We start from the raw sequence: 12,638 nt of genomic DNA, 5'->3' as shown, positions 1-12,638 counted from the left end.
CGTCGAGCTCGACTGGAGCGGCGTCCTGGTCGGTCTCGCCGCGCAGCAGACGCTCCTGCTCGGCGGGACCGACACCGCCGACGTCGAGCTCGCCGACCCCCGCGTGACCCTGGGCCTCGGAGCGCGCGTCGGTCTCGGCGGCTGGTGACGATGTTCTTCCGGAGCGGTATCCTCCGCGTCCGCCTTGGGAGGGCCCATGTCGAAGGAAGCCATCGAAAGCCTGCTGAAGGAGACGCGTAGGTTCGATCCGCCGGCCGAGTTTGCCGCGCGCGCGCGCATCAAATCGCGCGAGGCCTACGACGCGCTCTACCGCGAGAGCCTCGACGATCCGGACACGTTCTGGCGTCGCGAGGCGAAGGACCTCGTGTTCCGCACGCCGTGGACGCAGACGGTCGAGTGGAACCTCCCGCACGCGAAGTGGTTCGAGGGCGCGACGCTCAACGTCTCGGAGAGCTGCCTCGATCGGCACATGTCGACGCCGACGCGGAACAAGGCGGCGATCATCTGGGAAGGCGAGTACGGCGAGACGCGCACGCTGACGTACGCGCAGCTCTACCGCGACACCGTGCTCTTCGCCGACGCGCTCGCGAAGCTCGGCGTGGAGAAGGGCGACCGCGTGGCGATCTACATGGGCATGGTGCCCGAGGTCGTGGTGGCGATGCTCGCGTGTGCGCGGCTCGGCGCGGTGCACACCGTGATCTTCGGCGGCTTCGCGGCGGACGCGATCCGCGACCGCGTGCACGACAGCCAGGCGAAGGTCGTCATCACGCAGGACGGCGGCTACCGGCGCGGCAACGTGCTCGAGCTGAAGTCGACCGTCGACAAGGCGCTCGCGCAGCCGCAATCGGCGAGCGTGCAGAAGACCGTCGTGCTGCGTCACCTCGGCAGCGAGAAGTGTCCCGTGCAGATGACCGAGGGACGCGACGTGTGGTGGCACGAGATCGTCGATCCGAACGGCCACGCGCGTCGCGAGGCCACGATCGTCGACGCCGAGCACCCGCTGTTCATCCTCTACACCTCGGGCTCCACGGGCAAACCCAAGGGCGTGCTGCACACGACCGCGGGTTATCTCGTCGGCGCGCACGTCACCACGAAGTACGTCTTCGACCTGCGTGACGACGACGTCTACTGGTGCACGGCCGACGTCGGTTGGGTGACCGGGCACAGCTACATCGTCTACGGCCCGCTCTCGAACGGCGCGACGTGCCTGCTCTACGAAGGCGCGCCGAACTTCCCCGACTGGGGCCGCTTCTGGCGCCTCATCGAGCGGCACGGCGTGACCATCCTCTACACCGCGCCGACCGCGATCCGCGCCTTCATGCGCCAGGGCGACGACTGGCCGAAGAAGAGTGATCTTTCGAGCCTGCGCCTGCTCGGCTCCGTCGGCGAGCCGATCAATCCCGAGGCGTGGATCTGGTACCACAAGAACATCGGCGGCGAGCGTTGCCCCATCGTCGACACGTGGTGGCAAACGGAGACGGGCTCGATCCTCATGACGACCTTGCCCGGCGCCGCGTCGGCGAAGCCCGGATCGACGGGTTTGCCCATGTTCGGCGTGGTGCCGGACGTCGTGACCAAGGACGGCACGAGCGTCGGGGCGAACGAGGGCGGCATGCTCGTCCTCCGGCGCCCGTGGCCCTCGATCTTGCGCACCGTGTGGGGCGACGACGAGCGCTTCCGCAAGCAGTACTTCAGCGATGTCGAGGGCTGTTACTTCACGGGCGATGGCGCGCGCCGCGACGCGGACGGCTACTACTGGGTCGTCGGCCGCATCGACGATGTCCTGAACGTTGCGGGTCATCGCATCGGCACCGCGGAGATCGAGAGCACGCTCGTCTCGCACCCAGCCGTCGCCGAGGCGGCCGCGGTCGGTCGGCCGGACGACCTCAAGGGCCAAGCGCTCGTGGTCTTCGTGTCGCTTCGCCCCGGATTTACGGCGAGTCCCGAGCTCGCGACGAAGCTCGCGAACCACGTCGGCCAAGAGATCGGCAAGTTCGCCCGACCCGATCAGGTCCGCTTCGCCGACGCGCTGCCGAAGACGAGAAGCGGCAAGATCATGCGGCGCCTCTTGAAGGATGTGGCCACGGGGCGCGAGACCACCGGCGACACCTCGACCCTCGAAGACCTCAGCGTGCTCGCCAAGCTCCGCTCCAACGAGGAGTAAGACGCCCCCCTCGAACCGCGTCGTTCGACGCTCGGGGCTCTCGCTCCGCGAGCGGAGCTACGCCCCGAACCCCTGCGGTTCTCTTTCCGATCCAGCACGACCCGCGGTACCCTTTGGGGCATGCGGTCCGCGCTGACGCGTACGTTCTCCGCGATCACGGCTCTCGCCATGCTCGCCGCTGCGTGCCCGGCCCTCGCGCAGGGCAAAGGCGCCGGCAAGAAGCCCCCGGCCGAGCCCGCAGCGCCCGAGGATCCGAAGCTCGTCGAAGCGAAGAAGCACATGGAGGCGGGCGCGGCCTTCTACAACGATCCCTCCGGGCACAAGTGCGAGGAGGCGTATCGCGAGTTCAAGAAGGCCTACGAGCTCTCGGGCTCGATGAACGCGGTCAAGGGCATGGGCCTCTGCGCGATGGAGCTCGAGCGCGACGGCGAGGCGATCTCTCTGCTCGACAAATTCCTCGAAGCGAAGGGCGATCAGCTCGACCCCGCGGACAAGCAGCAGATGGAGACGGACCTCAAGGCGCTGCGGTCCGTGGTCGCGTGGGTGACGCTGAAGTCCGATCGTCCGGGCGTGACGATCACGGACGTGCGCACGCCGGCGCGCGGCTTTCCGATCACGAACCGCTACACGATCGGCCTCACGGACACGCGCATCGGCATCCACCCCGGCTCGCACGAGTTCAAGGCCAGCGTCGACGGCGCGCCCGATCAGATCTGGAAGGTCGACATCCCGAACGGCGGCAAGTTCGAGCGCGAGTTCGAGTTCGACAAGGGCAAACCCGTGACGGCCGAGGGTTTTACCGAGAAGGACTTCCAGAGCGGCGGCGAGGACAAACCCGCCGAGCAGCCCTCGCGTCCCGTGCCGATGACGGTGTTCATCGTGGGCGGCGCGGCGATCGCCGCGGGCATCGCGGGCGCGGTGGTCGGAGGCGTGCTCGCGACGGGCGCGAAAGCCGACTTCGACGCGTCGAACGGGAAGGCGAACACCGCATCGGAGCTCGTGGTCCTCGAGGACATGCGTTCGAAGGTCGTCACGCTGAACACGGTCGCGGACGTGTGCTTCGGCTTGGCCGCGGCGGGCGCGGTGGCGGCGACGGTCCTCTTCGTCATGCGGCCCGAGAAGAAGCCGACCGAGCCGCCGAAGGAGTCGTTTGCCTTCGCTCCATGGGCCACACCGCAGGGCGGCGGCATGATGGCCGTCGGGACGTTCTAGTCCGAAGGGACGAGGCGCACGTTTGGAGATCGAAGCCGGCACCATCATCGCGAATCGCTACCGCGTGATCCGCCCGCTCGGGCGCGGCGGGATGGGCGAGGTGTTCGCCGCGGAGAACACGCGCACCGGGCGCCAGGTGGCGATCAAGGTGCTGCACGCCGACGTGAAGGCGAAGCACTCGGCCGTCGAGCGCTTCCGGCGCGAGGCGCGCGCGGCGGGCTCGATCAACAGCGACTACGTCACGCAGGTCCTCGACGTCGAGGAGGACGCGAACTTCGGCATCGTGCTCGTCTTCGAGCTGCTCGAAGGCGAGAGCCTCATCGATCGGCTGAAGCGCACCGGGCCGATCCACTTCGACGAGCTCTACTTCATCCTCGAACAGGTCTGGATGGGCCTCGCGGACGCGCACCGCGTGAAGATCATCCACCGCGACCTCAAGCCCTCGAACGTCTTCCTCGAACGCCGTCCGGATGGCTCCACGCGGGTAAAGATCCTCGACTTCGGCATCTCGAAGCTGCCGAAGGAGTTGGAGGGCGAGACGCTCACCGAGATGGGCCAGAGCCTCGGAACGTTCTCGTTCATGCCGCCCGAGCAGATCGGCAAGGCAAAGATGGTCGACGAGCGCGCGGACATCTACGCGTGCACGACGATGATCTACCAGTCGCTCACGGGACAGCTCCCCTACCTCGCGAAGAACGTGCTCGTGATGGTGGAGATGAAGGCGAAGGCGCCGCCGCGCAGGATCGGCGACGCGATGGATGGCCCCATCGATCCACGGCTCGAAGCGTTCGTCGCACGCGGGCTCGCGCGTGATCCGGACCAGCGGTTCCAGACAGCGACGGAGGCGCTCGCCGCGTGGCGCGAACTGAGCCCGCGTTCGTCGGGCGTGCCGTACGCGCAGCCGAACACGCTCGGGACCGCACACACGATGCCCGCGCCGCAGACGGGGGTGTCGATGTCGCGCACGCCTTCGCATGCGTCGGCGTCCTTGAGCGGCGGGCCGCGCGGGACGATTCCCTACGACGTGACGCGCCAGGAGTCGCACATCCGTCGCCCCGAGCCTCCGCCGATCGAGGCGGAGAACACGACCGACGACGCGGCCGCGACGCTGGCAATGCCGATCGCGCGGCTCATGCCGAACCAGACCGGAGGGGCCCCGCAGTGGCCGCCGCTGCCGCAGCCGTCGGGATCGAGCGCGGCGCGGCCAAGCCCCTCGGGATATGGTTCGACCTCCAACAGTTACCCGGGTCTGTCGAGCTCGGGCACGTACGGCGCGGTGCAACCGCCCGTGCCCGCGTCGCCGAGCTACGGCGCGCCGATGCCGAACGCGACGTACCCGGAGGCCTCGCGATCCTATGGGCAGCAACCGATGAGCATGCCGGCGCAGCAGGCCCCGTGGCCGCAGCAAACCGGCATGCAGCCCCTCGCGACCGACCTCGCGCCGCAGCATGCGCCGCGCCGTGTGTGGCCCTTCCTGCTCGGCGGCGTTCTGTTCGCGCTGATCGGCTTCGCCATCGTCGCGGCGATCATGCTCTCGACGGGCAAGTGATCGCCGCGCGCGTCGCGCGCACAAAACGCATCACGCGCCGTGGGTGCGGCGCGTGAACGCGGGTCGGTGTTCGCCTTGGATCAGAGCGTCCAGCGGACGAGGACGCACGTGACGTTGTCGGGTCCGCCGTTCTCGTTGGCGCGCTCGATGAGCTTCGCGGTCGCGGTCTTGATGTCGCCGTGGCGCGAGAGGATGTCGGCGATCTCGGGGTCGCTCACGGGGCCGGAGAGGCCGTCGGAGCAGAGCAGGTAGGTGTCGTTGACGGCGGGCACCTCGAAGCGCGTGTCGACCTTGACGGTCTCCTTCATCCCGAGCGCGCGCACGATGACGTTCTTGTGCGGGAAGTTCGCGATCTCCTCGGGCGTGAGGCGCTTCATCTTGATGTAGTCGTTGAGCAACGAGTGGTCCTCGGTGAGGCACTCGAGCTTGCCGTCGCGATGCCGGTAGACGCGGCTGTCACCGACGTGCGCGATGTACACGCCGTCGTTCGCCGTGAAGATGCCGACGAACGTCGTCCCCATGCCGCGCTTCTTCGACTCGCGCTGCGCGGTTTCGTAGATGCGCAGGTTCGCGAGCTTGATGCCCGTGATGAGGCGGTTCTCCTCGTAGCCCTTCGTGCGGTCCATCTTGTAGGGCCACGTGCGCTCGGGATCCTCTTGCGTCTGCGCGAAGAATTCTTGCATCGCGTCGACGGCCATCTTCGAGGCGACCTCGCCCGATGCATGACCACCCATGCCGTCGGCCACGATGAAGAGGCCGTACTCCGCCATGATCGCGAAGTTGTCTTCGTTGTGATTACGCTTGCGGCCGACGTTCGTCTCGCCGGCAACCTCGATGCGGAGCTGTTGAGCCACGGTTCACCGAATGTGGGGGACGGAGCGGCTCGCCTTTTCTCGGTACCGATGGGTAGCCGAGAGCCGCGCTCGTCATGGTCGGGATCGTTCGGCGGGGTGTCAACGAGATCCCGCGAGTGGGTCGTCGCGAGTTCGTTTCCACGGGATCAGATGGGATCGATCTTACCTCCTGCGGTCGAGCACGTCCGCTCTGGGACGGGCTTGCGTGGGGGGAGGCGCATCGCCGAGCGTCGGCAACTCGGCCGGATGCGCAGGCGGCGCCTTGGGTGCGGCGCGCGGATCGGGCGCCTGACGAAGCGCGACCGTCACCTGACGATACTTGCCCTGGCCAAACACCGTGAGCGGCACCTTCTCGCCGACCGCGTGCGTCCGGATGACCTCCGCGAGCTGCTCGGGGCTCGTCACGGGCACGCCGTCGACGGCGACGATCATGTCGCTGACGGAGGGATCGCCGCCCTTGAGCTTGGCCTCGGCCGCGGGGCTGTCCGGGTGGATGCTCTGCACACGGACGCCCTTGGCGAACGTTCCGACCTCGGACGAACCCTGGATGCCGAGCCAAGCCGCGGGCGGGACCGCGGTCGGCGGGACCGTGCGCAGGAAGGAGCGGATCGCGTTGATCGGGATGCCGAACGCGACGGGGGTGCAGGGGCGACCCTCGTTCGGGGAGCAGCCGCGGCCGAGCAGGGCGACGACGCGCCCGTCCTCGTCGACGATCGGCGCGCCGAGGTCGAGCGGCGAGATGCGCGAGCCGAGCTCGAAGGCGTTCGCGAGCGTGGCGTCGTCGGCGCCGAGGAGGTTTTTCCGGCCGCGGATCACCATCTGCGAGACCGAAGGTTTGCCCTTGGCGCCCATCGCGAAGCTGCGGATGGTCGCGTCGGTGCGGAGCGGATCACGCGTGGAGGCGACGAGCCCTTCGGTCCAGCGGCCCGACTGCGGGACGAGGAGCGCGAGGTCCCAGGTGCGGTCGTGGTGGCCGAGCTTGACGCGAACGACGGAGCCGTCGGCGAAGCGCGCTTCGAGGTCGTTACCCGAGCCGAGCGGCGAGAGCGCGGCGAGGATGCGGCCATCCCCCGCGAGCGCAGCGCCGAGCGAAAGGGGCTGACCGGCGCGTTCGATCGCGACGACACCGCGGAGCGCCTTCTCCTCGACGGAGGGTTCTTTCTTCGCGTTGGGATCCGCGGGCGCGTTGGGATCCGCGGCGGGCGCGGGAGGGATCGCGGCGGGCGGAGCGGCTTGCAGCGCGGGCAGTTGCGGCGGCGGCGCGATGCGACGGGGCGGCGCGTTCGGCTGAGGCCGTGCGACCGGCGGGGCGGCGACATCGGCCGGCGCGACCGCGGGCGCCGCTTGGGCGAAGACCGCGGTCGGGGCCATGAGCGCGAGGACGGCGAGGCTGCCCGCGATCGACCAGCGTTGAAGATTCTTCACGCCGGAGGTGTGACCGAACGCGGGGGACTTTTCGGGCGAGGCGGGGAAATTCGTCATGGGAGGCGCTCCTCGAAGCTCGTCGGCGAGATCGGCGCTCGCGCGATGATGTAGCGTGGACGGGGGCGCTGCAAAGGTCGCGCCGTGGGCGGCCGGGTCGCCGGCAGGGGCCGGCGATCTCGATCGATCCTACCACGGCGAGGGGCGGAGCGCCTCGGGTCCACGCAAGTCGTTGGACGGGGATTTGGGGGGATCGCTTCGGTCGCGGTCACAAAAGAGGAGCTCCGAGCAACATGGCAGGCGAAGAGGCAACCATGGCCCCGGGTCTGGCACGTGCAGAGATGAAGGAAGGCCGATCGCACGCCGAGGAGGCGCGCGACATCGAGGAGCTCCTCGCGGCGGGCAACCATCGCGAGGCGCTCGCGCGGTGCGCCCGGGTTTATGCAGCGCCGATCGGTCGGCTTTGCATGGCCTTCACGGGCTCGCAGGCGGACAGCGAGGAGCTCGTGCAAGAGACCTTGCTGGCCGCGTACGACGCGTTCCCGACGTACCGAGCGGAAGGAAGCGTGAGAGCGTTCCTGTTCGGGATCGCGCGTCGCATTTGCGGTCGGTTCTCCGAGACGCAGGCGCGGCAGAAGGCGCGGCTCCGGCTGGTGCACGACACGTCGTCGGGACGGGCGGACGCGGGCGAGCTCGCGCTGGAGAAGGAGAGAGCGTCACGCGCGCGCGAGGCGCTCTCGAAGCTCAAGCCGAGCGAGCGGGAGGCCCTGGTGCTTCGGTACGACGCGGGGCTCAGCTTCCGAGAGGTGGCCCAGGCGTGCGGGATCGACGAGGCGGCGGCGCGGAAACGCGTGAGCCGCGCGCTCGGGAAGATGCGGGCGGAGATCGGCGAGGAGTGAAGCGATGAGCACGAGCGAGACGAACGTGGGTGGGCTCTGCCGCGAGGTCGAGGAGCGAATCGCCGAGGTGCTGGATGGTTCGGCGCCGAAGGAGTTGTTCGAGCACATCGCCGACTGCGACGCGTGCCGGGACCTCCGGTACGACGCGGAGCGCGCAGCGGAGTTCGTGGGGCACGCGGGCGGAGACTTTCGCGTGGACGCGGGTTTTGCGGAGAAGGTGCTCGCGCGGCTCGACGTGGAGAACCTGAAGCCGCCGGCCGGCGTGGCGCCGAAGAGCGTCGAGGCCGCGGTGTCGGCGCCGCGCACGGCGAAGAGCGTGGTTGCCGAGGATCGGGTCTCCGAGCCGAGGGTGACGGACATCGCGACGGCGAAGACGGAGGTCGCGACCGAGCCCCCGCCGGCGCGGACGAACACGTTGGTGTCCAAAGTTTCGGAGAACGGACTCGGTTCGACGCAGCCTTCGGAGGCGGTGAGCGACGAGGTCAAGGCGGCGCAGCCCGCGCAGGCGATCACCGAGCGTGAAACGTCGCGCTCGCGCGAGCCCGAGGCGAAAAGCGGGACGATGGGAGCCGCGCGCACGGCGCCGCCGCGGACGACGAAGGGGAGCGAGGGGGGCAAGGTCGTCTCGCTCTTTCGCCGCCCGAAGTTCGTCGCAGGGCTTCTCGGCGCGATGGCCGCGGCGGCCGCCGCCGGGTTCTACCTGAAAGGCCAAAAACAAGGGCCGGAGGAGCTGACGTTCGAAGCCGCGTGGTCGGGGAAGATCGACTCGATCTCGCGCGCGTCCGCCGACAAGGAAGGCGGGCTCGAAGCGTGTGATGCGAGCGGCGCGTGCAAGCCGGTCAAGCCGGGATGGGCGTGGAAGAGCGACACGACGCTGCGCACGGACGCGCGCACGCGGGCGTACGTGTCGCTCGCGGATGGCTCGCAGCTCGCGATCGATCGAGGCTCGTCGGTCTCGCTCGAGGGCGGCAAGGTGCGTCAGGCGAAGCTCGCCTTTGGGACGATCGTCGCGGACGTGGCGAGCCTGAAGCACGGGCCGTCGGCGAAGATCAGCGTCGATGACGGCGAGGTCGAGGTGGTCGGCACGAAGCTCGTCATGACGGCCAGCAAGGGCCGCGCGAGCGTCGAGGTTGCGCGGGGCGTGGTCCTCGTGCGTTCGGCGGCGTCGGGCAAGCCGGTCGCCGTGCGCGCGGGCGAGGAGGCAACGATCGAGAAGGGCCGCGAGCCGCTCGTGGCAAGCTCGTCGAGCGTCGCGGACTCGCTCGAATGGAGCGATCGATCGCCGGAGGAGCTCGACGCGCCGGTGCTGCGCGGTCTCGGGGAGCTCCGGGCGCGTAAGCCGGGACAAACCAAGGAGAAGGACCACGCGGTGCGGCTCGCGAAGCACTCGGTGAAGGTGCGCATCGTGGACGTCGTGGCGCGGACCGAGGTCGACGAGACGTTCACGAACGACACGGACGAGGAGCTCGAAGGCATCTTCCGGTTCCCGCTGCCACCGGGCGCGCAGATCGAAAAACTCGCGCTGGAGGTGGACGGCAAGATGATGGAGGGCGCGTTCGTCGACCGCGACAAGGGCGCGGCGATCTGGCGCGGCGTCATCCAGAACGCGGCGCCGAAGACGCCGAAGCCGCGGGAGGAGATCATCTGGGTGCCCGGGCCGTGGCGCGATCCGGCGCTGCTCGAGTGGCAGCGAGGCGGTCGTTTTGAGCTCAAAATTTTTCCGATCCCGAAGCGTGGCTCGCGTCGCGTGGTGCTGACGTACACGCAGACCGTGGACCAGGCGGCTGGCGTCCGGCGCTTCACCTATCCGCTCGCGCACGATCCGAGCGGGACGACGAAGATCGACGCGTTCGACCTCGACCTGCAGGTGCTCGGTCACGACAAGGAGTTCGGCGTGCAGACGCGCGGCTACGAGCTCTCGCCCTCGGGCGGCGACGCGTCGGCCGAGCGACGCACGATGAACGCGACGGGGTTCATTCCGGCCGGTGATCTGACGGTCGAGTACGCGCTCCCCGATCGGGATCGCGAGGCGACGGCGTGGGCGTACCGGATGGAGCCCGCGAGCGCACCGCTGCCGGAGGAGCCGAAGGACGGGCCGGCGGCGACGAAGGCGAAGACGACGGAGGAGAAGGACGCGGCCGCGGCGGCGCGCGCCATCGCGTTCGATGCGTCGCCGTACGTGGCGATCGCGCTCCGGCCGAAGCTGCCGCGATGGCAGGTGGCGAAGGAGCACGTGCACGCGATCGTCGTGGACACGAGCCGGTCGATGGTGGGAGAGCGTTTCGCGCGGGCGACGCGGCTCGCCTCGACGATCGTGCGCGAGATGGATCGGCGCGACTCGTTCGTGCTGCTCGCATGCGACACAGTGTGCCGGCCGATGACGCAGGACGGCCGCAGCGGTTTGCCGAGCCCGCCGGGCGCAGCGTCAGCAGGCGAGGTGGAGCGCTTCCTCGGGAGCGTCGAGCCGGACGGCGGCAGCGACATGGCCGCGGCCGTGAGCGCGGCGCGGAGCGCGGCAGGTGCGCTCGGCGGCAAGGAGCTCAGGATCGTCTACCTCGGCGACGGCACGCCGACCGTGGGCCCGACGCGTCCGTCGCACATCGAGGCCGCGGTGCGTAGCTCGCTGCCGGGCAGCGATGGTTCGGTCGTGGCCGTGGCCATGGGCGCCGACGCGGATCTGACCTCGCTCGCGGCGCTCGCGCGCGGCGGCGGCGGCGTGGTGGTGCCGTACGTGCCCGGGCAGAAGGTCTCGTCCGCGGCGCTCGACGTGCTCTCGGCGGCGTACGGCGTGACGCTGCGGGATCCGGAGATCGAGCTGCCGTCGGGACTCACGCAGGTCACGCCCGGGCGGCTCGATCCGATCCGCGCCGGCGGCGAGACGTTCGTCGTGGCGCGCATGTCGAGCGGCGACGCGATCGAAGGGGCGATCCGGCTGCGCGGCCGCGTCGCGAGCGAGCGGTTCGAGCAGACGTACCCGATCAAGATCCTCGCGACGTCGAGCGCGGGCAACGCGTTCGTGCCGCGGCTCTACGCCGCCGCGAAGATCGCGGAGCTCGAGAACACGGGCGGCGCGGCGAGCAAGCTCGCGGCGATCGAGCTGTCGAAGCGCTTTGCAGTCGCGAGCCGCTTCACCTCGCTGCTCGTGCTGGAGAGCGAGGCGATGATGAACGCGTTCGGCCTCGAACGAACGCGCGTCGCGCCGACGTTCACGGGCGAGGAGCTCGCGCAAAGCTCGAACGCGGACGCCGAGGGCGAGGAGAAGACCGCCGACCCGGCGAAGGAAGAGGCCGAGGGCTCTGGCGAGCTCGACACGCGGGGCGCTGAAACGTCGAAGAAGGGCGGGGCGAGCGCACCTGCTGCCGAGGCCCCGTTCGATGCGTTCAACGACGACGCCGCAGCGGCGCCCCCGCCGCCTGCCGCGCCCGCGGCGACCGCAACGGCGGCGCCGGCGCCGAAGCCCGCGTCGAGGGCCCTCGGCGGCGAAGGCTGGGGCGGGAGCGGCCGGGGAGACGACGGCTTCGGCTCGGGCCGGGGGCGATTGGGCCGGACGCAGCGCCTCGTCCCGATGCGTCGAATCTTTGAGCGCAAAGGATCGTTCGAGGCGCTGAACACGCTCGCCTCGCAGAACGCCTCGAAGCTCCTCGCTGCCGAGAGCGCGCTCGCGAGCACGCCCGACAGCCGCGACAAGACCGTGGATCTCTTCGCGCTCTACGCGACGGCCGGGCGCCTCGGCGAGGCGCAAGAGCTCACGGCGAAGTGGAGCGGGCGCGACGCGCTCGATCCGGACGCGCTGACGGCGCGCGCGGATCTCGCGGCGCGGCAGGGCGATCGGGAGCGCGCGATCCGGATCCTCGGCGGCCTCGCGGACGTTCGTCCGGGCGATCGCGCCACGCAGACGCGGCTCGCGAAGATGCACGAGGCCTCGGGCAACCACGCCCTCGCCTGCGAGCACCGCATCGCGCTCGCGGACATGGCACCCGGCGAGGCGAAGCTCGTCGCGGATGCGGTGCGCTGCGCGAACACGCTCGGCATGACGGAGCTCGCGAGCCTGCTCAAGCTCGACGCGAGCGAGTCGGTGCGCGCCTCGATCGACAAACTCCTCGCGCTGCCCGGCCCCCCGCCCTCGTCCGTGCTCACCGGCGACATCCAGGTCTCGGCCGAGTGGACGGGTGGCGTGGACCTCGACATCGGGCTCATCGACGCGCAAGGCCGCCGCACCTCGTGGCTCGGCTCGCCTGGCAAGGCGCTCCTCAGCGCGCGGGACGTGACGAGCACACGGACCGAGGCGCTCGGGCTCGTGAACACGCCTTCGGGCAGCTACGTGGTCGAGATCGCCCGCGCGTCGGGCGCGGATCAGAACATCCCGGTGCGCGGCGAGCTGACGCTCAAGCTCGCGGGCGAGACGCGGAAGGTGCCGTTCGTGCTCACGGGTCCGCGCGCGGAGGTCGGGACGATGCGGGTGTTCTTCACCTCTCGCCTGGTCCCGGTCACGGACGTGCCCTTCAATCCCTGGGGTCCGTGAAAGGGCCGGCCCCCTG

At 69.9% G+C, this 12,638-nt stretch carries 7 protein-coding genes; 5 read left to right on the top strand and 2 right to left on the bottom strand.

The window, feature by feature from the left end:
• The first annotated feature begins 196 nt into the window (after positions 1-196).
• The 3 genes from acs to KEG38_RS21505 all read left to right on the top strand — a co-directional run bounded on the left by acs (position 197) and on the right by KEG38_RS21505 (position 4,925).
• A complete protein-coding gene (gene acs, locus KEG38_RS21515) occupies positions 197-2,164 on the top strand; it encodes an acetate--CoA ligase (RefSeq protein WP_272416959.1) in 1,968 nt (655 codons plus the stop codon).
• A gap of 120 nt (positions 2,165-2,284) precedes the next feature.
• The gene (locus KEG38_RS21510) at positions 2,285-3,376 is read left to right on the top strand and encodes a hypothetical protein (RefSeq protein ID WP_272416958.1); all 1,092 of its coding nucleotides are present in this window, start codon (positions 2,285-2,287) and stop codon (positions 3,374-3,376) included.
• A 22-nt stretch (positions 3,377-3,398) separates the two neighbouring features.
• Positions 3,399-4,925: a serine/threonine protein kinase gene (locus tag KEG38_RS21505; protein ID WP_272416957.1), complete on the top strand. Its 1,527-nt coding sequence runs from the start codon at positions 3,399-3,401 to the stop codon at positions 4,923-4,925.
• A gap of 80 nt (positions 4,926-5,005) precedes the next feature.
• On the opposite strand, the gene KEG38_RS21500 is transcribed toward KEG38_RS21505, so the two are convergent.
• Together KEG38_RS21500 and KEG38_RS21495 are read right to left on the bottom strand one after the other, a co-directional pair.
• Positions 5,006-5,779: a Stp1/IreP family PP2C-type Ser/Thr phosphatase gene (locus tag KEG38_RS21500; protein ID WP_136933489.1), complete on the bottom strand. Its 774-nt coding sequence runs from the start codon at positions 5,777-5,779 to the stop codon at positions 5,006-5,008.
• A 162-nt stretch (positions 5,780-5,941) separates the two neighbouring features.
• Positions 5,942-7,261 carry a S1C family serine protease gene (locus KEG38_RS21495; RefSeq protein WP_272416956.1) on the bottom strand — a complete coding sequence of 440 codons (1,320 nt, stop codon included), beginning with the start codon at positions 7,259-7,261 and terminating at the stop codon, positions 5,942-5,944.
• A gap of 254 nt (positions 7,262-7,515) precedes the next feature.
• Between KEG38_RS21495 and KEG38_RS21490 the strand changes: the two genes are divergently transcribed.
• Positions 7,516-8,100, top strand: a complete 585-nt coding sequence (locus KEG38_RS21490; protein WP_272416955.1) for an RNA polymerase sigma factor — start codon at positions 7,516-7,518, stop codon at positions 8,098-8,100.
• Positions 8,101-8,104: 4 nt separating this feature from the next.
• On the top strand, positions 8,105-12,622 hold the full coding sequence (locus tag KEG38_RS21485) for a VIT domain-containing protein (RefSeq protein WP_272416954.1): 4,518 nt from the start codon (positions 8,105-8,107) through the stop codon (positions 12,620-12,622).
• The last annotated feature ends 16 nt before the right edge of the window (positions 12,623-12,638 follow it).

Origin of the sequence: Polyangium jinanense (assembly GCF_028435265.1) — a bacterium.
Taxonomy (GTDB): domain Bacteria; phylum Myxococcota_A; class Polyangia; order Polyangiales; family Polyangiaceae; genus Polyangium; species Polyangium jinanense.
Note: the sequence above shows the minus strand (reverse complement) of the source record. Positions and strands in the feature narration are given on the sequence as shown.

Excerpts from the sequence above, each read along its gene's own strand:
- acs (WP_272416959.1), top strand. The coding sequence starts at position 197 with ATGTCGAAGGAAGCCATCGAAAGCCTGCTGAAGGAGACGCGTAGGTTC.
- KEG38_RS21510 (WP_272416958.1), top strand. The coding sequence starts at position 2,285 with ATGCGGTCCGCGCTGACGCGTACGTTCTCCGCGATCACGGCTCTCGCC.
- KEG38_RS21495 (WP_272416956.1), bottom strand. The coding sequence starts at position 7,261 with ATGACGAATTTCCCCGCCTCGCCCGAAAAGTCCCCCGCGTTCGGTCAC.
- KEG38_RS21490 (WP_272416955.1), top strand. The coding sequence starts at position 7,516 with ATGGCCCCGGGTCTGGCACGTGCAGAGATGAAGGAAGGCCGATCGCAC.
- KEG38_RS21485 (WP_272416954.1), top strand. The coding sequence starts at position 8,105 with ATGAGCACGAGCGAGACGAACGTGGGTGGGCTCTGCCGCGAGGTCGAG.